This window comes from Azospirillum sp. (assembly GCF_050789165.1).
Genome location: NZ_JBOZRT010000016.1, coordinates 83,698 through 103,377, shown reverse-complemented (window position 1 = coordinate 103,377; position 19,680 = coordinate 83,698). Strand labels below are relative to the sequence as shown.

The following is a 19,680-nucleotide window of genomic DNA, read 5'->3' as shown; positions in this document are numbered from 1 at the left end:
GCGATCCATTGGGGGTAGGCGGCCGGGAGAATGTGGGGACGGGGCCGGGCTGCGTCAAATGGGCCCCGCCCATCGGCGGGATTTGGCTGTACGCTGGTCCCGGGAATGTTACAAATTCGATTGAGCAACCAACAATTTGGGGCAGAAGCCCCCGGCAGGCGGCGATGACGGACCTCACGCTGGGCTACGGCCTCCAGTTCGCGGATCTGTATGAGCGGGAGGGGCTGCTGCGCATCGACCGCGCGTTCCTCGACCATCTCGCCGGCGCCGACGCCGATCTGGCGACCCGGCTGGAGGCGGGGCGCACCGCTCCCGACGCGCTGGAGCGCAAGGCGGAGAGCGAGCTGCTGATCGCCGTCGCCCCACACCTGGAAGATTTCCTCGGCCGGCTCTTCGGCATCCGCGCCGAACTGGACGAGCTGCGCGCCCGCCACCACGAGCTGGCGCCTCTCTACGCTGCCAAGCGCCTGTTCGTGCAGCGCCGCGCCGCCAAGGCGGTGGCGCCCGAGGCGATCCCCGGCCTGGACGGCGCCGAGCTGGCGGCGCGGCTGGAGGACTGGCTGGCCGGCCCGCTGACCGAGATCGCCTTCGCCCGCCAAGTGCTCGCCTGGATGGACGCCGAGGCCGAGCACGCCGACAAGCTCGACACCGCCGCGCAGTACGCGGCCTGGGCGGTGTTCGCCGAGGCCGGCCGCGCCAAGCATGGCAGGGGCGTGCTGTTCCAGGTGCCGCACAAGACCGATCCGCTGCACCTCGTGCCGCTGGCCGTGGAGGAGCGGCACGGCGCCCCCATGGCCAAGGCGCCGGAGGAGCGCTGCCGCCAACGCCAGGGCTTCCACCTCACCGACCCGGGCACCGACCTGAAGGGCGCGCTCGACCAAGCCAACTACTGCATCTGGTGCCACAACCAGGGCAAGGACAGCTGCTCGCACGGTCTGGTGGACCGCAAGGCCGGCGGCTACGCCAAGAGTGCCTTCGGCGTGACGCTGCACGGCTGCCCGCTCGACGAGAAGATTTCGGAGATGCACGCCCTCAAGGCCGAGGGGGCGCCGGTCGGCGCGCTGGCCGCGGTCGTCATCGACAACCCGATGTGCGCGGCCACCGGCCACCGCATCTGCAACGACTGCATGAAAGCCTGCATCTATCAGAAGCAGGAGCCGGTCGACATCCCGCAGGCCGAGACCCGCACGCTGAAGGACGTGCTGGAGCTGCCCTGGGGCTTCGAGATCTACAGCCTGCTGACGCGCTGGAACCCGCTCGACCTGCGGCGCCCGGTGATGAAGGCGACGAGCGGCTACAAGGTGCTGGTGGTCGGGCTGGGGCCGGCCGGCTTCACGCTGGCGCACCACCTGATGAACGACGGCCACACCGTGGTCGGCATCGACGGCCTGAAGATCGAGCCGCTGCCCGCCGACCTCTCCGGCGTGCTGCCCAGCGGCACGCGCGTCGGCTTCCGGCCGATCCGCGACGTGCACGACCTCTACGACCGGCTGGACGAGCGCGTCATGGCCGGCTTTGGCGGCGTGGCCGAGTACGGCATCACCGTGCGCTGGAACAAGAACTTCCTGAAGGTCGTCCGCCTGCTGCTGGAGCGGCGCAGCCGGATGACCATCGTCGGCGGCGTGCGCTTCGGCGGCACGCTGACCATCGACGACGCGTTCGAGCTGGGCTTCGACCACATCGCGCTGTGCATGGGCGCCGGCAAGCCGACCGTGGTGCCGATGAAGAACGGGCTGGCGCGCGGGGTGCGGCAGGCCTCGGACTTCCTGATGGCGCTGCAGTTGACCGGGGCGGCGAAGACCGAATCCATCGCCAACCTGCAGGTCCGCCTGCCCATCGTGGTGATCGGCGGCGGCCTGACCGCCATCGACACCGCCACCGAGTCGCTGGCCTACTATCCCGTCCAGGTCGAGAAGTTCCTGGCGCGCTACGAGACCCTCGTCGCCGAGCGTGGCGAGCCTGCGGTGCGGGGGCGCTGGACGCCGGAGGAGGCGGTGCTGGCCGACGAGTTCCTCGGTCACGCCCGCGCCATCCGCGCCGAGCGCGCCGCCGCCGCGGAGGAGGCCCGTGCCCCCCGCATCGCCGCGCTGCTGGAGTCCTGGGGCGGCGCCACCATCGCCTACCGCCGCCGGCTGATCGACGCGCCGAGCTACACGCTGAACCACGAGGAGGTGGCGCACGGCCTCGCCGAGGGCATTCGCTTCCTGGAGTGCGTCACCCCGCGCGCCGTGGAGATGGACGAGCATGGCGCCGCCAGGGCGCTGCACCTCGCCCACAACCCGGTCGGGCCGGACGGCGTGGTCGCCCCGGCCGCAGTGGACGTCACCCTGCCCGCCCGCACCATCCTGGTTGCCGCCGGCACCCAGCCCAACACCGTGCTGGCCCGCGAGGAGCCGGAGTGGGTGGAACTGGATGGCCGCACCTTCCGCGCCCTGGACGAGGACGGCAACCCGGTAAAGCCGGAGCCGATGCCGAAGCCGGCCGCGACCCACGTGTTGATGGCGAAGGCGCCCGACGGACGCTTCCTGTCCTTCTTCGGCGACCTGCACCCGTCCTTCTCCGGCAACGTGGTGAAGGCGATGGGCGGGGCGAAGCGCGGCTACCCGGTGGTCAGCCGGGTGCTGGAGAAGCGCTCGCCCACCGCGGTGGCGCCGGAGCGGCTGGTGCAGACGCTGAACCACGACCTGCGCCCCAGCGTGCACGCGGTGCACCGGCTGACGCCGACCATCGTCGAGGTGGTGGTGAAGGCCCCCGCCGCCGCCCGCCGCTTCGAGCCGGGCCAGTTCTACCGCCTGCAGAACTTCGAGACGCTGGCCTACCGCGTGGGGCACACCACGCTGGCCATGGAGGGGCTGGCGCTGACCGGCGCCTGGGTGGACAAGCAGCGCGGCCTGCTGTCGATGATCGTGCTGGAGATGGGCGGCTCGTCCGACCTGTGCGCGACGCTGAAGACCGGCGACCCGGTCATCGTCATGGGCCCAACCGGCACGCCGACCGAGGTGCCGGAGGGCGAGACCATTTGTCTGGTCGGCGGCGGCCTCGGCAACGCGGTGCTGTTCTCCATCGGGCAGGCGGCGCGCGCCCGCGGCTGCCGGGTGGTCTACTTCGCCGGCTACAAGAAGCTGATCGACCGCTACAAGGTGGACCAGATCGAGGCCGCCGCCGATCGCGTCATCTGGTGCAGCGACGAGGCGCCGGGCTTCGAGCCCTCGCGGCCGGGCGACAAGACCTTCGTCGGCAACATCGTCGAGGCGATGCGCGCCTATGCGTCGGGCGAATTGGGCCGGACGGACATCCCGCTGTCGGACGTAGACCGCATCGTTGCCATCGGCTCCGACCGCATGATGGCGGCGGTGGGGGCTGCACGGCACGGGGTGCTGAAGCCTTACCTGAAGCCGGGGCACGTGGGCATCGGCTCGATCAACTCCCCCATGCAGTGCATGATGAAGGAGATCTGCGCCCAGTGCCTGCAGCGCCACCGCGACCTGGAGACGGGCGAGGAGAGCGTGGTGTTCTCCTGCTTCAACCAGGACCAGAACCTGGACCGCGTGGACTTCGCCAATCTCAACGACCGCCTGAAGCAGAACGCCGTGCAGGAGAAGCTGACCGCGCAGTGGATCGACCGCTGTCTGCGGCAGATGGGCGCGCGACGGTAAGGAGTGCGCCGCTCCCCAGCCCTCCCCCGCTTGCGCGGTGGAGGGGGCAGAGCAACGGAGTTCCCTCTCCCGCGTGAGCGGGGGAGGGTTAGGGAGGGGGCTAGGCCGTCGCCGCCGGCGTCGGTTCGGCGTTCAGGAAGTCCGCCTCGCCCTGGAAGAGCGCGGCCTCGGCGGCGCGGCGCTTGACGAGACCCTGCAGGACCACCTTGCGGCCATCCACCGTGCTGTAGACCCACTTGCCGAACTCACCGGCAGCACCCGCGAAGTCCTCGGCGTTGACCTTCTTCAGCAGGGTGGACTCTTCGAGATTTCCGACCCCCAGGTTGAACGCGAAGGACGCCAGCGCGCCGCGCTGCTGCGGGTTGATCGTCACTCTCACCAGCCGGTCCACGCCGGCCGCGGCGCCGGTCAAGTCCTCGGCCAGATAGGAGTCGGCCTGCGCCTCGGTGATCGTATCGCCCAGTTTCACGCCCGCCGTGTGGCCATAGCCGATGGTCGGCACGCCGGCCGGGCACAGGTAGGCCTTCAGGTACAGGCCTTCGAAATGCTTCACCAGGTCGACGGCGTCCTGGCAGACCGGCTCTGTCATCGCACACCTCTTTGCGGGAATGAGCCGGAATGCTAACAGATCATGCGTTGTAAGTAAAATTTGATCCGCATCCGAGGCGTTTCCCTCGGCCGGATATCACACCGGCAGATCTTCCAGTGCGTGCAGCAGGAAGAACAGGCCGAAGAAGATGGCGAACAGCCCGGCGATCGTGGCGAACTCCAGAGCCGCCTCGGCCAGCCAGGCGTCGGACTCGTCATGGTCGGTGTGCAGCATGCTCGTTCATCCCTCCGCGTGCGCCCTTGGCGCATCCATTTGCCTAAAAATTTAGACAATTGGCGCAGGAAGGCAGTGACGGCCATCACACCGACCGCGAGGAACGCCCTCAGTGCAGCCGCAGTTCGGCGGCGACCAGCCGCACCTCGGCCGGGGCGATCAGCCCCTGGGTCGCCAGCTTTACCGAATGGAGCTTGCCGTCCAGGTTGCGCTGCCAGTAGTCGAGAAAGCGCTTCAGCACCGGGTAATGCGGCGCCATGTCCAGGTCCTGCCAGATGAAGCTCTGCAGCAGGGCGGGATGGTCGGGCATGTGGTAGAGGATCTCCGCCGTGGTCAGGCGGTAGTCGCGAAGCTGCCGGGCAAGGTCGGTCATGCGCACACCTCCGTGATGGTTGATCCTGCGGCGATCCCCTGTTGCGTTTTGATGAAGCTTGCCGCGCCAACGATCAACGCGCAACGCAGAATTTCGTTCCTTTTCAAAGACTTATCAGCAGACCCGCGCGACTGCTGCCAGCTTTTCGCACAAATGCGCCAACGACCCTCTTGAATCGCATCGGCCGTTCGATTAGCTGTCTGGCACTCACCGGGCGAGAGTGCTAACAACGCCCGAAACCCAAATTCCTTTGAGCCTTTGCAGGAGGCACGCACATGAAGTTCCGTCCGCTGCACGACCGCGTCGTCGTCAAGCGCATCGAGTCCGACACCAAGACCAAGGGCGGCATCATCATCCCCGACACGGCGAAGGAGAAGCCGCAGGAGGGTCAGGTGATCGCGGTGGGCCCGGGCGCCCGCGACGAGGCCGGCAAGGTGGTTACGCTCGATGTGAAGGCCGGGGACCGCGTCCTGTTCGGCAAGTGGTCGGGCACCGAGGTGAAGATCGACGGCGAGGATTTCCTGATCATGAAGGAATCCGACATCATGGGCGTCATCGAGGCCTAAGTCCTCCGCCCGTTTCCGCCGTCATCAACATTATCTGAATTCAGAGGAATCCGAGCTATGGCTGCCAAGGAAGTCAAGTTCTCCGCTTCCGCCCGCGAGAAGATGCTGCGCGGCGTGGACATTCTCGCGGACGCCGTCAAGGTCACGCTGGGCCCGAAGGGCCGCAACGTCGTCATCGAGAAGTCGTTCGGCGCTCCCCGCATCACCAAGGACGGCGTCACCGTCGCCAAGGAGATCGAGCTCGCCGACAAGTTCGAGAACATGGGCGCGCAGATGGTGCGTGAGGTCGCGTCGAAGACGAACGACCTGGCCGGCGACGGCACCACCACCGCGACCGTTCTGGCCCAGGCGATCGTCCGCGAGGGCGTGAAGTCGGTGGCCGCCGGCCTGAACCCGATGGACCTGAAGCGCGGCATCGACCTGGCGGTCGAGACCGTCGTGGCCGACATCAAGAGCCGCGCCAAGAAGGTGACGACCAACGAGGAGATCGCCCAGGTCGGCACCATCTCCGCCAACGGCGAGACCGAGATCGGTCAGAAGATCGCCGAAGCCATGGGCAAGGTCGGCAACGAGGGCGTCATCACGGTCGAGGAGTCGAAGAGCCTCGACACCGAGCTGGACGTCGTCGAGGGCATGCAGTTCGACCGCGGCTACCTGTCGCCGTACTTCATCACCAACGCCGACAAGATGACGTGCGAGCTGGACAGCCCGTACATCCTGCTGCACGAGAAGAAGCTGTCGGGCCTGCAGGCCCTGCTGCCGGTTCTCGAGTCGGTCGTGCAGTCGTCGCGCCCGCTGCTGATCATCGCCGAGGACGTCGAGGGCGAGGCCCTGGCGACCCTGGTGGTGAACAAGCTGCGCGGTGGTCTGAAGGTCGCCGCCGTGAAGGCACCGGGCTTCGGTGACCGCCGCAAGGCCATGCTGGAGGACATCGCCATCCTGACCGGCGGTCAGGTGATCTCCGAGGATCTCGGCATCAAGCTCGAGAACGTGACGATCGACATGCTCGGCACCGCCAAGCGCGTCCAGATCACCAAGGAGAACACCACGATCGTCGACGGCGCCGGCGAGAAGGCTGACATCGAGGCCCGCACCGGCCAGATCCGCGCCCAGATCGAGGAGACCACCTCCGACTACGACCGCGAGAAGCTCCAGGAGCGTCTGGCGAAGCTGGCCGGCGGCGTCGCCGTCCTGCGCGTCGGCGGTGCGACCGAGGTCGAGGTGAAGGAGCGCAAGGACCGCGTTGACGACGCCATGCACGCCACCCGCGCCGCGGTGGAAGAGGGCATCGTCGCCGGCGGCGGCACCGCCCTGCTGTACGCCACCCGCGCCCTGAACGCCCTGAAGCCGGCCAACGACGAGCAGCGCGTCGGCATCGAGATCGTCCGCCGCGCCCTGCAGGCCCCGGTCCGTCAGATCGCCTACAACGCGGGCACCGACGGCTCGATCGTGGTTGGCAAGCTGCTGGACCAGAAGGACAGTAACTTCGGCTACGACGCCCAGAAGGGCGAGTTCACCGATCTGGTGAAGGCCGGCATCATCGACCCGGTGAAGGTGGTCCGCACCGCCCTGCAGGACGCGGCCTCGGTCGCCGGCCTGCTGATCACCACCGAGGCGATGGTCGCCGAGAAGCCCGAGAAGAAGGCCCCGCCGGCCGGCATGCCGGGCGGCATGGGCGGCATGGACGACATGGGCTTCTAAGCCCAAGTCTCCGGCACGTTACAGGAAAGGGCGCCTCCATCGGGGGCGCCCTTTTTCCTTTCTTACAACTTGGTCTTCACGGATTGCACGGATTTGGGCACGGATTACACGGATTTTCTTATCCGTGCCTACGCCTGCGCTTGCGGAACCACCGTGGCGCCGCAAGCATGAAAAGATCCGTGAAATCCGTGCCTCAAATCCGTGAAATCCGTGAAGACTTGGTTGTCTCCATGACAGCCGAAGCTCACTCCGCCCCCGGCACGCCCTTGCTGGTGGAGTACTCGAAATGCAGCGCCTCGCCCGGGTGGACCAGCGGGTGGATGGCGTGCGCGGCCTGCGCGGCCTCGGCGAAGCCGCAGAGGATCAGCTTCAGCTTGCCCGGATAGGTCGCGATGTCGCCGATGGCGAACACGCCCTCGGCGCTGGTGGCGCAGGAGGGCTGCGTCACCGTGATGTGGCTGCGCTCCAGGTTCAGGCCCCACTCGGCGATCGGCCCCAGGTTCATCGACAGCCCGAAGAAGGCCAGCAGCGCGTCGGCCGGCAACGCCTTCTCCTCACCGTCCAGCGTGGCGACGCGCACCGCGGTGATCTGCCCGTCCGCACCGTCCAGGCCGGAGAGCTGGTAGGGCACCACCAGCTCGATCCGGCCGTCGCGCGCCAGCGCCTCCATGCGGGCCACGCTCTCCGGCGCGCCGCGGAACTTCGGCCGGCGGTGCACGACGTAGACCTTCTCGGCGATGTCGGCCAGCGACAGCGTCCAGTCGATGGCGGAATCGCCGCCGCCGGCGATCACCACCTTCTTGCCGGCAAAGTCCTGCTTGCGGCGGACCATGTAGTGCACCGACTTGCCCTCGTACGCCTCCAGGCCGTCCAGCGGCGGGCGGTTCGGGCCGAAGGCGCCGACGCCGGCGGCGATGATCACCGCCTGCGCATCGATCTTGGTGCCGATGTTGGTCTCGACCAGCCAGCGTCCTTCGGCGGTGCGGGTCAGCGTCGAGACCTGCTGGCCCAGATGGTAGGTCGGCGCGAAGGGCGCCGCCTGTTCGGCCAGCCTGTCGATCAGGTCGGCGGCGTCGATGGCCGGATGCCCGGGGATGTCGTAGATCGGCTTTTCCGGATACAGCGCCGTGCACTGGCCGCCCACCATGTCGAGCGCGTCGATGACGTGGCAGTTCATCTTCAGCATGCCGCACTCGAAGATGGCGAAGAGGCCGACGGGGCCGGCGCCGATGATGGCGACGTCGGTGCGGTGGGCGGTGGAAGCCGACATGGGAACTCCGGGATCAGGAACGGTCTTCGACGGGAAAACGGTCCCTACATGCACCCGATCCGGCACACCGATCAACCCCTGCGGCGGTCCGGCGCAGGGCAGCTCTGCCTTGGGCGCGGCCACATGTCGCAAATTTACGCAAAATTTTCGTTGAGTGCGAGCTATCCCGAAGGGATTATGAATCATGGGATGGCGCACCGGTTCGCGCCGCATGCGAACGGCCCGGCCGGGCCGGAGGTCTCCGATGAAAGAGCTGCGCTGCCTCGTCTTCACCGAGCAGGAAGTGGTCAAGGCCGTCCTCGATCGCCGCCGCAAGGTGCGCGACGCGCTGCCGATCGGCACCGTCCAGGGCGTGGTCTACACCATGAATCACGACACCGTCACCACCACCATCCGCATCATCGACGACCACGGCGGGGACCAGTCGCTGATGCTCGGCCCGACCGAGGTGGCGGCGGCCCTGGTCGGCTACTGCATGGGGCGCAAGGTTCCGCTGCCGGTGGATTCCGACAAGTGCCTGCACCTGATCAACGGCGCGCTGACGCTGATGATCACCATGAACTTCAACAAGGCGCCGCGCATGGTGGCGGAAACGCACGTCGCCGCCCACGCGGCCGACCAGCCGTCCCGTCTCGCCAGCTGACCAAGCCAGCGGAGATGGGGCTGCCCGGCCGCGGGCGACGGACGCTACTGGGCGATCCGGTCCATCTGGTTGTTGGCGATACCGCCCGGCGGGCCGTCGCCGACGCCGTTCGACGAACCGCTTCCCGCCTTCGCCCCTTCCCACGCGCCGGGGTACTGGCCGTTGTCGATGCCGCCGAGCGGCGCGACGCTGACCACGCGCTGCGGCGCGCTGGAACCGGTGGGAGCCGCCGCATAGGGCCCCGACGCTCCGTATGTTCCCGCCATGCCGGTGTCGCTGGAACCGAAGCCGCTGCACGCGGCGAGCGATGCGCTGAACGCGCAGACGATGAGGGTTCGGGTGAGCATGGGTTGCCTCCTTGCAGGGGTGCAGGTCTCGCCAGCGAACTGGTCCCATGCTGCGACGCAACAACCGCTGCCCGTCGACAGTGCCTACCGGTGATAGGGCGAGGTGGCCGGATGAGCCTTCCCGCCCCGATTGGACGACCCTCGCCTGCCCTTGCCGAAAGGCGCATTGAAGCCGGCTCGGCGGCCCCCAATACTCGCTGACCGATCGGCTTGGGTCGGGAGGCTCCGATGAGGGAACTGCGTTGCCTCGTCTTCACCGAGCAGGAGGTGATCAAGGCGGTCATCGAGCGCCGCCGCAAGCTGCGCGAGGCGCTGCCGGCCGGCACCATCCGCGGCGTCGCCCACGCCGTGCACGACGAGGCGGTCACCACCACCCTCCGCATCGTCGATGACCATGGGGAGGACCAGTCGATGACTCTGGGCCAAGCCGAGGTGGCGGCGGCGCTGGTCGGCTACTGCATGGAGCGCGGCATCCCCCTGCCGGTGCAGTCCGACAAGTGCCTGTACCTGATCAACGGCGGGCTGACGCTGATGATCACCATGAACTTCAACAAGACGCCGCGCTTCGCCTCCAGGGCACGGCCGGCCGCCGAAGGCCCGGCGCCGATGGGCGGCTGACGCGCCGGACCGGCGTCACACCAGCATGTCCAGCCCTTCCATCGGGCTTTCCCCCACGTTGCCGCCCGGAAGGCTGCGAACCGTCCGCTCGGTCTCGCGCAGCGTGTCGAGCGCGTCCTTCACGTCCTTCTCGACCAGCCGGGCGTCCCGGCCCGACTCGCTCCGCAGCCGTTCCGCCTGCGTGGAGAGGAAGCTCTTCAGCTTCTTGGCGAGCACGCGCGCCTGCTGGGCGAAGCCGTCCGACCCCGGCGCCTCCTTGTCCCCGTCCGCCTTGGCGTCCGCGGCCTTGCCGGTCGCGGCCTCGGCGGCCTGTGCCTCCGCGGCCTTGGCCTCGGCCAACCCGGGGTTACTGGCAGCCTCGGCCGCCGCCGCATCCGCAGACTCCCCGACATCGCCCTCGGCCTTCGCCGTGCTCCCGGCCTCGGTCCCGGCGCCATCGACCTTGCCGGCGACGGCGGAGGCGCCACCGGCCGGCGGCGCGGCCGGAGCGGCGGACGCGCCGCTGCCGCCGGCGGCGGTGTACTCCCTGACCGCCTTGGCAAGTTCCCGGGCCAGACGGGCGGCTTCGCGCGCCGCCGTCTTCGGGTCGCCGCCGAACATCTTCAGCGTGCGCAACGCCTCATTGATCATGTCCAGCCGCTGCTTCGCGGCCTGCTTGCGCTGCGCCTTGGTGTCGACCTTGGAGGCCTCAAGGGTCTTCGCGGCCTGTTCCGCGGCCGCGCGCGTCTCCTGGAGACGCTTGGCGGTGGCATCGTCCGGCGCCGTCCCGTCCGGCTTCGCCGCGGCGGTGAACCGTTGCGCGAGTGTGCGCACCATGACCTGTGCCACGCGTTGTGGCGGAAGAGTGATGCCGGCCATGACCAACCCCATCACGCGATTTTCCTCAACCAAAGCAGAATAGGCTGAAACAACGCCGAAGGCCATCGCCGCGGGGCTTGCCGAGCGAGGGTCCGGTCGACCAAAATCCGCCCGCCATGCCCCAGCCCGCCACTCTCCGCACCGTTCCCCTGCCCGACGAGGCCGCCACCGCGGCGCTTGCCCGCCGGCTGGCGCCCGCGCTTCAGCCTGGTGACGTCCTGGCGTTGCGCGGCGACCTCGGCGCCGGCAAGACCGCCTTCGCCCGCGCGCTGGTCCGCGCCCTGCTGGGCGATGCGGAAGCCGAGGTGCCCTCGCCCACCTTCACGCTGGTGCAGACCTACGACGCCCCGGCCGCGCCGGTCTGGCACTTCGACCTCTACCGGCTGTCCGGCCCCGACGAGGTGCAGGAACTGGGCTGGGACGAGGTGGCCGACGGCATCGCCCTGGTGGAGTGGCCCGACCGCCTCGGCCCCCTGCTGCCCGGCGACCGCCTGGAGCTGACCATGGCCTTCGACGGTCCCGAAACGCGCCGCGCCGAACTGGCCGGGTTCGGCGCCTGGGGGTCGCGCCTCGCCGCGCTGGAGCTGCCGTGAGCGACCGGATCGCCGCCTTCCTCGCCCGCCACGGTCTCGCCGACGCCGCGCGCCGCCCGCTCGCCGGCGACGCCTCGGCGCGGCGCTACGAGCGGCTGCGCGCACCCGACGGCCGCCCGCTGATCCTGGCCGACACGCCGGCCCCCAAGGACGACTTGATCCCCTTCATCGCCATCGGCGACGCGCTGGCCGCCCTCGGTCTCTCGGTGCCCGCGGTGGTCGCCGCCGATGTGGACGCGGGCTTGGCGCTGCTGGAGGACTTCGGGGACGCGACGTTCTCCCGCCTGCTCGAGTCCGGCGAGGATCCGGACAGCCTCTACGCGCTCGCCACCGACGCGCTGGTCGCGCTGCACCGCCGCTTCCGCCCAGGCGGGCTGGAGTTGCCGGTCTACGATGCCGCCCTGTTCACCGAGCAGGTGATGCTGTTCGCCGATGTCTACGTGCCCGTCGCCACCGGCCGCCCGCTGCCGGCGGCGGACCGCGCGGCGTTGGAGTCCGCCTGGGCCGGGGTGATCGCCGACGCCTGCGCTGGCCCGGCGTCGCTGCTGCTGCGCGACTACCACGTCGACAATCTGATGCGGCTCGACCGGCCGGGCGTCGCGGCGGCCGGCCTGCTGGACTTCCAGAACGCCGGGATCGGCCCCGTCGCCTACGACCTCGTGTCGCTGCTGGAGGACGCGCGGCGCGACGTGCCGCAGGCTCTTGCGGCGCGCATGGTAGAGCGGTATGTCAGCGCCTTCCCGGACCTCGACCGGGCGGCGCTCCGCCGCTCCTACGCGGTCTTGGGGGCGGTGCGCCACGCGCGCATCGTCGCCGTCTTCACCCGCTTGGCGCTGCGCGACCGAAAGCGCGGCTACCTTGTCCACCTGCCGCGCGTCTGGCGCCTTCTGGAAGGCCAGCTCGCCAAACCCGACCTCGCCCCGGTGACTGCGTGGTTCGACCGCCACCTGCCGCCGGGCCTTCGTGCCGACTTTGTCATTCCGGAGACGGAATTATGAGCAAGCCTTCCTGGATGCCCCGCAAGGCGATGGTGCTGGCCGCCGGCCTCGGCCTGCGCATGCGCCCGCTGACGCTGGAGCGCCCGAAGCCCCTGATCAACGTCGGCGGCAAGCCGATGCTCGACCACGCGCTCGACCGTCTGGCCGAGGCCGGGGTCGAGACCGCGGTGGTCAACGCCCACTGGCAGGCCGACATGATCGCCGCCCACCTGAAGGGCCGCAAGAAGCCGAAGATCGTCGTCTCGCACGAGGACACGCTGCTGGAGACCGGCGGCGGCGTGAAGAAGGCGCTGCCGCACCTCGGCAAGGACCCGATCCTGGTGGTCAACGCCGACATCCTGTGGCTGGACGGCCCGACGCGGGCGCTCGGCCGCTGCGCCGCGCACTGGAACCCGGAGACCATGGACGCGCTGCTGCTGCTGATGTCCACCACCCGGGCGGTGGGCTACGACGGGCGCGGCGACTTCCACATGGACCCGCTGGGCCGCCTGATCCGCCGCGGCGAGGGCGAGATCGCCCCCTTCGTCTTCGCCGGCGTGCAGATCATCAAGCCCGAGCTGTTCGCCCAGGACACGCCGGACGGCGCCTTCTCCACCAACCTGGTGTGGGACCGCCTGCAGGAGTCGGGGCGGCTGTTCGGTCTGGCGCACGACGGCCCGTGGTTCCACGTCGGCACGCCGGCGGCGCTGCTGGAGTCCGAGGAGCTGCTGGCGACCGGCGGCATCCGCTGGTTCTGGCCGTGAGGGCGGGCGGCACGAACGTCCACACGATCCCGGCCGGCGCGCCGTTCGTCGACACGCTGGCCGCCGGCATCCTGGCGCGCGTCGGTGACGACCCGCTGGAGCTGGCGGCGTACACCGTGCTGCTCCCCACCCCGCGCGCCTGCCGGTCCTTGCGCGAGGCGTTCCTGCGCCTGTCCGGCGGCCGGCCGATGCTGCTGCCGCGGCTCAGCCCGCTCGGCAGCGTCGATGCCGACGCGCTGGCGCTGACCTCCGAATCGCTGCCCAGCCTGCACGACGCGCTGGATCTGCCCGAGGCCGTGTCGCCCCTGAAGCGGCAGCTGCTGCTGGCCAAGGCGGTGCTGGCCGCCCCCGACCTCGCCGTCACCCTGCCGCAGGCGGCGCGGCTGGCCGCCGACCTCGGCCGCTTCGTCGACGAGGTGCACACCGAGCGCCTGCGCTTCGACGGCCTGCACGCGGTGGTGCCGGAGGACTACGCCGCGCACTGGCAGGAAACGCTCAAGTTCCTGCGCATCATCACCGAGCATTGGCCGCTGATCCTCCAGCAGGAGGCCGGCGGCATCGACCCCGCCGCGCGGCGCAACACCGTTCTGGAGACGCTGGCCGCCCTGTGGGCCGCCGCCCCGCCGCCCGGTCCGGTGATCGCCGCCGGCGACACGGGCTCGATCCCCGCCACCGCCGACCTGCTGGCGGTGATCGCCGGGCTGCCGAACGGCACGCTGGTCCTGCCCGGCATCGACCAGGACAGCGACGACGCGACCTGGGACGCCATCCGCGCCGACGAGGCGCACCCGCAGCACGCCCTCGCCCGCCTGCTCGACAAGCTGAGGCTCGACCGCCGCGCCGTCCGCCCCTGGAACTGCACCGCCGAGCCGCGCCCGGCGCGCTCCTGCCTGCTCGCCGAGGCGATGCGCCCGGCCGCCACCACCGAGGGCTGGCGGTCGCTGGAGGCGCTCGGGCCCGAGGCGCTGGACGGCCTGACCCGCATCGACGCCGCCAACCCGGAGGAGGAGGCGGCGGTCATCGCGCTGCTGATGCGCCAGGCGCTGGAGACGCCGGAGCGCCGGGCCGCCCTGGTCACCCTCGACCGCGGCTTGGCGCGCCGCGTCGCCATGGCGCTGAAGCGCTGGAACATCATCGTCGATGATTCCTCGGGCCGGCCGCTCGCCGACACCGCGGTCGGCACCTACCTGCGGCTTGCCGCGCAGCTGGTGGCGACGCGCGCCCACCCGCTGGCGCTGCTGGCGCTGACCAAGCACCCGCTGTCCGCCGCCGGGCAGGACGCGCATGATTTCCGCGCCACCGCCCGCGCGCTGGAACGCACCGTGCTGCGCGGCCCCCGCCCGGCCGAGGGCTTCGACGGCCTGCTCACCGCCCTCAAGGCCACCCAGTATTTCGAGTTCGACGGGCAGCAGGCGTTCCTGATCGACTGGGTCGAGCGGCTGCGCACCCTCGCCGCCCCCTTCGCCGCGGCGATGCAGGGCAAAGCGCCGCTGAAGGACCTCGTGGACGCCCACGTCGCCTTCGCCGAGGATCTCGCCCGCAGCGCCGACGAATCTGGCGCCGAGCGCCTGTGGCGCCACGACGACGGTGAGGAGGCGGCGCGCTTCATCCACGATCTGCGGCAGGCCGCCGATGGATTCAGCGACGTTCCGGGCCCGGAATATCCGGCGCTGTTCGAAGCCCTGATGGCCGGCCGCGAGGTGCGTGTGCGCTTCGGCCTGCACCCGCGCCTCGCCATCTTCGGCCCGATGGAGGCCCGCCTCCAGCACCACGACCTGATGATCCTCGGTGGGCTGAACGAAGGCACCTGGCCGGCCGACCCGACGGCCGATCCCTGGATGTCGCGCCCGATGCGCAAGGCCTTCGGCCTGCCCAGCCCGGAGTTCAAGATCGGCCTCACCGCGCACGACTTCGTGCAGGCCTGCGGCGCCGAAACGGTGGTGCTGACCCGCGCCGAGCGCGTCGACGGCACCCCCACCGTGCCGTCGCGCTGGCTGCTGCGCCTGGAAACCGTGCTGAAAGCGGTGAACCTGGACGGCCGGCTGGACGCGCAGGGCGAGCTGTGGCTCGCCTGGGCGCGCCAGCTCGACGAGCCGGACCGCGTGCAGCCGGTCTCCCCGCCCGAGCCCCGCCCGCCGGTCGCCGCGCGCCCGCGCAAGCTCTCGGTCACCAAGGTCGAGACCTGGATGCGCGACCCCTACGCCATCTACGCCCAATACGTGCTGCGCCTGAACGTGCTCGACCCCATCGCCGCCGACCCCGGCGCCGCCGACCGCGGGCAGTTCATCCACCAGGCGCTCGACGACTTCGTGCGCGCCTACCCCGGCGTTCTGCCGCCCGACCCGCTGAACGAACTGCTGCGCATGGGCCGCGCCGCCTTCGGCCCGCTGCTGGAGACGCACCCGGACGTCTGGGCCTTCTGGTGGCCGCGTTTCCAGCGCATCGCCGAGTGGTTCATCACCGTCGAGCGCGAGCGCCGCCCCACCGTCAGGCCGCTCGCCACCGAGGTGAAGGGGCAGTTGGAGCTGTCCGGCCCCGGCGGCCCGTTCCTGCTGACCTGCAAGGCCGACCGCATCGACCGCGACGGGCGCGCGCAGGGCCTCGTTCTGATCGACTACAAGACCGGCACCCCGCCCTCGGCACGGGAGATCGAACTGGGCTTCGCCCCGCAGCTTCCTCTGGAGGTCGCCATCGCCGAAGCCGGCGGGTTCGAGGGCGTCCCGGCCGGCCCGGTGGCGGAGATCGCCTTCTGGCGGCTGTCCGGCGGCAACCCGGCCGGCGAGGAGCGTCCGGTGAAGGGCGACGTCGCCACCCTCGCATCCGACGCCCGCGCCGGCCTGGAGGCGCTGATCCACGCCTTCGACGATGAGCGCACCCCCTACCGCTCCTGCCCGCGCCCGAGCATGGCGCCGCGCTACACCGACTACGCGCATCTGGCGCGGGTGCAGGAATGGTCCGCCGGCGGCGGGGGAGGTGGGGAATGAGCCTTTTCGAGCTGACGGGGGCGGACCGCCCCCTCGATCCCAACGTCCTGCAGCGCCGGGCCTCCGACCCGCTGGCCTCGGTGTGGGTCGGCGCGTCCGCCGGCTCCGGCAAGACCAAGGTGCTGACCGACCGCGTGCTGCGCCTGATGCTGGCCGGCACGCCGCCCTCGCGCATCCTGTGCCTGACCTTCACCAAGGCGGCGGCGGCGGAGATGTCGATCCGCATCAACCGCACGCTCGGCACCTGGGCGACCGCGTCCGAGGAGTCGCTGACCGACCGCCTGTACGACCTGTGCGGCGAGATGCCCTCGCCCGAGACGCGCACCGAGGCGCGCCGGCTGTTCGCCCGCGTGGTGGACTGCCCCGGCGGCATGAAGATCCAGACGATCCACGCCTTCTGCCAGTCGCTGCTGCGCCGTTTCCCCATCGAGGCCGGGCTGGCCCCGCACTTCGAGGTGATGGACGACCGCACGGCCGCCGCCCTGCTGACCGAGTCGCGCGACGCCGTGCTGCACGCCGGCCGCGCCGACCGCGACTCCGACTTGGGGGCCGCGCTCGGCCGCCTGACCGCCGACCTCAACGCCGAGGAGTTCGCCGACCTGATGGCCGAGCTGGCAGCGGAACGCGGCCGCATCCGCCGCATCTTCGACCGCCACGGCAGCCGCGAAGCCACCGTAGCTACAATCTTCGATACCCTGAACGTCCCGCCCGGCACCAGCGAGGCCGACATCCTCACGGAGGCCTGCGGCGACGCCGCGCTCGACATCCCTACCCTGCGCGAGGCCTGCCGCGCCCTGTCGCTCGGCAGTGCCAGCGACCAGGAGCGCGGCATCGGCATCCAGCAGTGGCTGGACGCGGCGGAGTCCCGCGTCGCCGCCTTCCAGGCCTACGCGCGGCTCTACCTCACCGCCGAGGGGACGCCGCGCAAGACGCTGATGACCAAGAAGCCGGCGACCTCCCATCCCCACGCGCTCCGCGCGCTGGAGGAGGAAGCGAACAGACTCGTTTCGCTTGTGGAACGGGTCAAGGCGGCGGGGGTGGCGGCCTCCACCGCGGCGCTGCTGACGCTGGCGGAAGCGCTTTTGGGCACCTACGAGACGGCCAAGCGCCGCCGCTCGCTGCTCGACTACGACGACCTGATCCTGTTTGCGCACACGCTGCTGACCGGCGACGGGCGGGTGCCGTGGGTGCTCTACAAGCTCGACGGCGGCCTCGACCACATCCTGATCGACGAGGCGCAGGACACCAACCCCGAGCAGTGGCAGGTGGTCTCCTCCATCGCCGAGGAGTTCTTCGCCGGCCTTGGCCGCCGCGAGGAGCAGGGGATGGTGCGCACCGTCTTCGCGGTGGGCGACGAGAAGCAGTCGATCTTCAGCTTCCAGCGCGCCGACCCCGCCGAGTTCGCCCGCATGCGCCGCCACTTCCAGGACCGCGCGCATGCGGCGGAACGCACCTGGGTGCCGGTCGACCTGGACATCTCCTTCCGCTCCACCGCCGCCGTCCTCCAGGCCGTCGATGCCGTGTTCGCCAGCGACACCGCGCGCGACGGCGTCGCCTCCGAGACGAACCCGACGATCCGCCACCGCGCCTTCCGCCGCGGCCACGCCGGGCTGGTCGAGCTGTGGCCGCCGGTGAAGCCGCAGGACGCCGCCGATCCGGAAGCCTGGGCGCCACCGGTAGACCGCGAGGCGGCGGATTCGCCCTCGGCCCGCTTGGCCTCGGTGATCGCCGACACGGTGGCCGACTGGATCCGCCGCGGCGAGCGGCTGGAGGCGCGCGGCCGGGCGATCCAGCCCGGCGACGTCATGGTGCTGGTGCGCCGCCGCACCGGCTTCGTGGCCGAACTGGTGCGCGCCCTGAAGGACCGCAGCGTGCCGGTGGCCGGCGTCGACCGCATGGTGCTGACGCAGCAGCTCGCCGTCATGGACCTGATGGCGGTGGCCGACTTCCTGCTGCTGCCCGAGGACGACCTGACGCTCGCCACCCTGTTGAAGGGCCCGCTGATCGGCCTGACGGAGGACGAGCTGTTCACCCTGGCGCACGGGCGCCGGGGCACGCTGTGGCAGGCGCTGCTCGGCCGCGGCGCGGTGGACGCGACTTTCGGCCCGGCGCGCGGCTACCTGCTCACCCTGCTCGGCCGCACCGACTTCGTCCGCCCGTACGAGCTGTTCGCCGGCATCCTCAGCGCCCCCTGCCCGGCCGACACCGTGTCGGGCCGCCGCGCCATCCTGCGCCGCCTCGGCCCCGACGCGCACGACCCGCTGGACGAGTTCCTGGCCACCGCGCTGAACTTCGAGCGCACCGAGGCTCCGTCGCTCCAGGGCTTCCTCGCCTGGCTCGCCGCCAGCGAGGCGGAGATCAAGCGCGAGCTGGAACAGGGCGGCGGCCGCGTGCGCATCATGACGGTGCACGGCTCCAAGGGGTTGCAGGCGCCCATCGTCTTCCTGCCCGACACCACCGCCACGCCGACGCAGAGCCCGCCGATCCTCTGGCCGGATGAGGGCAGCGCCGTGCCGCTGTTCGCCCCGCGCCGCAGTCACGAGGACGCGCTGTGCGCCCAGGCCCGCACGCGGGCCAACCGCAAGCGCGACCAGGAGTACCGCCGCCTGCTCTACGTCGCGCTGACCCGCGCCGAGGACCGGCTTTACGTCTGCGGCTGGCAGGGCAAGCGCGACCCGGCCGAGGGCTGCTGGTACCGCCTCGTCGAGGAGGCGATGCGCGAGATCGCCGTGGAGGCGGAGTTCGATTTCACCCGGCTGTGCCCCGCCGACGGCTGGAACGGCCCCGGCTGGCGACTCGCCGACCAGCAGATCGTCCCCGCCCACCCGGACAACGCCGACTGGACGCCGGCCGACGCCAAACCCGCCCTGCCGCCCTGGTGGAACACCCGCCCGCCGCCGGAGCCGGAGCCGTCGCGCCCCCTCACCCCGTCGAAGCCCGAGGGGGAGGAGCCGGCGGTGCGCTCGCCGCTCGGCGCTGACGACGGGAAGCGCTTCCAGCGCGGCATCCTCGTGCACCGCCTGCTGCAGACGCTGCCCGACCTGCCCCCCGACCTGCGCGAGTCCGCCTGCCGGCGCTTCCTGGCCCGCTCCGCCCACAAGCTGACGGCCGAGCAGCAGGACGAAATCGCTTCCGAAACGATGGCCGTGCTGACCGCGCCGGAGTTCCGCGCCCTGTTCGCCCCCGGCTCGCGCGCCGAGGTGCCGGTGGTCGGCGTGGTGCAGGGGCGCGCGCTGTCCGGCCAGATCGACCGGCTGACGATCACCGACGAGGCGGTGTGGGTGGTGGACTACAAGACCAATCGCCCGCCGCCGCGCCGGGTGGCGGACGTGCCGCCGGTCTACGTGCAGCAGCTGGCCGCGTACCGCGCCGCGGTGGCGGCGATCTACCCCGACCGGACGGTGCGGTGCGTGCTCTTGTGGACGGACGGGCCGTTCCTGATGGAGTTGCCCCCGGATCTCCTTGCGGGATCAACGGGTTGATGCGCGCAAAGCAGGTCCGGCATAC

The 19,680-nt window shown here is 70.7% G+C and carries 16 protein-coding genes; 10 read left to right on the top strand and 6 right to left on the bottom strand.

Going from position 1 to position 19,680, the window contains the following annotated elements:
* Positions 1-164: 164 nt before the first annotated feature.
* Complete coding sequence (locus tag ACRWK7_RS02905; protein WP_431854670.1) at positions 165-3,656, top strand: FAD-dependent oxidoreductase; 3,492 nt, start codon at positions 165-167, stop codon at positions 3,654-3,656.
* Positions 3,657-3,756: 100 nt separating this feature from the next.
* Here the strand turns inward: ACRWK7_RS02905 and ACRWK7_RS02900 are convergent, their stop codons facing one another.
* From ACRWK7_RS02900 to ACRWK7_RS02890, 3 genes are all read right to left on the bottom strand, one after another.
* Positions 3,757-4,245 carry a lysozyme gene (locus ACRWK7_RS02900; RefSeq protein WP_431854669.1) on the bottom strand — a complete coding sequence of 163 codons (489 nt, stop codon included), beginning with the start codon at positions 4,243-4,245 and terminating at the stop codon, positions 3,757-3,759.
* Positions 4,246-4,341: 96 nt separating this feature from the next.
* Positions 4,342-4,479 carry a hypothetical protein gene (locus ACRWK7_RS02895; RefSeq protein WP_431854667.1) on the bottom strand — a complete coding sequence of 46 codons (138 nt, stop codon included), beginning with the start codon at positions 4,477-4,479 and terminating at the stop codon, positions 4,342-4,344.
* Positions 4,480-4,588: 109 nt separating this feature from the next.
* Positions 4,589-4,852, bottom strand: coding sequence for an usg protein (locus tag ACRWK7_RS02890; RefSeq protein WP_431854666.1), 264 nt, complete (start codon positions 4,850-4,852; stop codon positions 4,589-4,591).
* 275 nt (positions 4,853-5,127) lie between these two features.
* On the opposite strand from ACRWK7_RS02890, the gene groES reads away from it, so the two are divergent.
* Together groES and groL are read left to right on the top strand one after the other, a co-directional pair.
* Entirely contained in the window at positions 5,128-5,418 is a 291-nt protein-coding gene (gene groES / locus ACRWK7_RS02885; protein ID WP_431854665.1) for a co-chaperone GroES, read from the top strand.
* A gap of 57 nt (positions 5,419-5,475) precedes the next feature.
* Complete coding sequence (gene groL / locus ACRWK7_RS02880; protein WP_431854664.1) at positions 5,476-7,119, top strand: chaperonin GroEL; 1,644 nt, start codon at positions 5,476-5,478, stop codon at positions 7,117-7,119.
* A 244-nt stretch (positions 7,120-7,363) separates the two neighbouring features.
* Here the strand turns inward: groL and ACRWK7_RS02875 are convergent, their stop codons facing one another.
* Positions 7,364-8,389, bottom strand: a complete 1,026-nt coding sequence (locus ACRWK7_RS02875; protein WP_431854663.1) for an NAD(P)/FAD-dependent oxidoreductase — start codon at positions 8,387-8,389, stop codon at positions 7,364-7,366.
* A 244-nt stretch (positions 8,390-8,633) separates the two neighbouring features.
* On the opposite strand from ACRWK7_RS02875, the gene ACRWK7_RS02870 reads away from it, so the two are divergent.
* Positions 8,634-9,032, top strand: coding sequence for a hypothetical protein (locus tag ACRWK7_RS02870; protein ID WP_431854662.1), 399 nt, complete (start codon positions 8,634-8,636; stop codon positions 9,030-9,032).
* 44 nt (positions 9,033-9,076) lie between these two features.
* Here ACRWK7_RS02870 and ACRWK7_RS02865 read toward each other — a convergent pair whose 3' ends face one another.
* On the bottom strand, positions 9,077-9,379 hold the full coding sequence (locus ACRWK7_RS02865) for a hypothetical protein (RefSeq protein ID WP_431854661.1): 303 nt from the start codon (positions 9,377-9,379) through the stop codon (positions 9,077-9,079).
* 228 nt (positions 9,380-9,607) lie between these two features.
* Here ACRWK7_RS02865 and ACRWK7_RS02860 point away from each other — a divergent pair, with 228 nt between their 5' ends.
* On the top strand, positions 9,608-9,997 hold the full coding sequence (locus ACRWK7_RS02860; protein ID WP_431854660.1) for a hypothetical protein: 390 nt from the start codon (positions 9,608-9,610) through the stop codon (positions 9,995-9,997).
* Between the two features lie 15 nt (positions 9,998-10,012).
* Here the strand turns inward: ACRWK7_RS02860 and ACRWK7_RS02855 are convergent, their stop codons facing one another.
* The gene (locus ACRWK7_RS02855; RefSeq protein ID WP_431854659.1) at positions 10,013-10,813 is read right to left on the bottom strand and encodes a hypothetical protein; all 801 of its coding nucleotides are present in this window, start codon (positions 10,811-10,813) and stop codon (positions 10,013-10,015) included.
* A 158-nt stretch (positions 10,814-10,971) separates the two neighbouring features.
* Between ACRWK7_RS02855 and tsaE the strand changes: the two genes are divergently transcribed.
* The 5 genes from tsaE to addA are packed head-to-tail and all read left to right on the top strand — an operon-like array spanning position 10,972 to position 19,655.
* Positions 10,972-11,448 carry a tRNA (adenosine(37)-N6)-threonylcarbamoyltransferase complex ATPase subunit type 1 TsaE gene (gene tsaE, locus ACRWK7_RS02850; protein WP_431854658.1) on the top strand — a complete coding sequence of 159 codons (477 nt, stop codon included), beginning with the start codon at positions 10,972-10,974 and terminating at the stop codon, positions 11,446-11,448.
* Positions 11,445-12,446 (top strand): aminoglycoside phosphotransferase family protein, encoded by a 1,002-nt coding sequence (locus ACRWK7_RS02845; protein WP_431854657.1) that lies wholly within the window; start codon positions 11,445-11,447, stop codon positions 12,444-12,446. Before tsaE ends, ACRWK7_RS02845 begins: the two co-directional genes overlap by 4 nt.
* The gene (locus ACRWK7_RS02840; protein WP_431854656.1) at positions 12,443-13,189 is read left to right on the top strand and encodes a nucleotidyltransferase family protein; all 747 of its coding nucleotides are present in this window, start codon (positions 12,443-12,445) and stop codon (positions 13,187-13,189) included. Before ACRWK7_RS02845 ends, ACRWK7_RS02840 begins: the two co-directional genes overlap by 4 nt.
* Positions 13,186-16,173, top strand: coding sequence for a double-strand break repair protein AddB (addB, locus tag ACRWK7_RS02835; protein ID WP_431854655.1), 2,988 nt, complete (start codon positions 13,186-13,188; stop codon positions 16,171-16,173). The genes ACRWK7_RS02840 and addB overlap by 4 nt, the downstream gene beginning before the upstream one ends.
* Positions 16,170-19,655 carry a double-strand break repair helicase AddA gene (gene addA, locus ACRWK7_RS02830; RefSeq protein WP_431854654.1) on the top strand — a complete coding sequence of 1,162 codons (3,486 nt, stop codon included), beginning with the start codon at positions 16,170-16,172 and terminating at the stop codon, positions 19,653-19,655. The genes addB and addA overlap by 4 nt, the downstream gene beginning before the upstream one ends.
* Positions 19,656-19,680 lie beyond the last annotated feature (25 nt).

Coding starts and splice junctions, on each gene's coding strand:
- ACRWK7_RS02905 (WP_431854670.1), top strand. CDS start 165: ATGACGGACCTCACGCTGGGCTACGGCCTCCAGTTCGCGGATCTGTAT.
- ACRWK7_RS02900 (WP_431854669.1), bottom strand. CDS start 4,245: ATGACAGAGCCGGTCTGCCAGGACGCCGTCGACCTGGTGAAGCATTTC.
- ACRWK7_RS02895 (WP_431854667.1), bottom strand. CDS start 4,479: ATGCTGCACACCGACCATGACGAGTCCGACGCCTGGCTGGCCGAGGCG.
- ACRWK7_RS02890 (WP_431854666.1), bottom strand. CDS start 4,852: ATGACCGACCTTGCCCGGCAGCTTCGCGACTACCGCCTGACCACGGCG.
- groES (WP_431854665.1), top strand. CDS start 5,128: ATGAAGTTCCGTCCGCTGCACGACCGCGTCGTCGTCAAGCGCATCGAG.
- groL (WP_431854664.1), top strand. CDS start 5,476: ATGGCTGCCAAGGAAGTCAAGTTCTCCGCTTCCGCCCGCGAGAAGATG.
- ACRWK7_RS02875 (WP_431854663.1), bottom strand. CDS start 8,389: ATGTCGGCTTCCACCGCCCACCGCACCGACGTCGCCATCATCGGCGCC.
- ACRWK7_RS02870 (WP_431854662.1), top strand. CDS start 8,634: ATGAAAGAGCTGCGCTGCCTCGTCTTCACCGAGCAGGAAGTGGTCAAG.
- ACRWK7_RS02865 (WP_431854661.1), bottom strand. CDS start 9,379: ATGCTCACCCGAACCCTCATCGTCTGCGCGTTCAGCGCATCGCTCGCC.
- ACRWK7_RS02860 (WP_431854660.1), top strand. CDS start 9,608: ATGAGGGAACTGCGTTGCCTCGTCTTCACCGAGCAGGAGGTGATCAAG.
- ACRWK7_RS02855 (WP_431854659.1), bottom strand. CDS start 10,813: ATGGTGCGCACACTCGCGCAACGGTTCACCGCCGCGGCGAAGCCGGAC.
- tsaE (WP_431854658.1), top strand. CDS start 10,972: ATGCCCCAGCCCGCCACTCTCCGCACCGTTCCCCTGCCCGACGAGGCC.
- ACRWK7_RS02840 (WP_431854656.1), top strand. CDS start 12,443: ATGAGCAAGCCTTCCTGGATGCCCCGCAAGGCGATGGTGCTGGCCGCC.
- addA (WP_431854654.1), top strand. CDS start 16,170: ATGAGCCTTTTCGAGCTGACGGGGGCGGACCGCCCCCTCGATCCCAAC.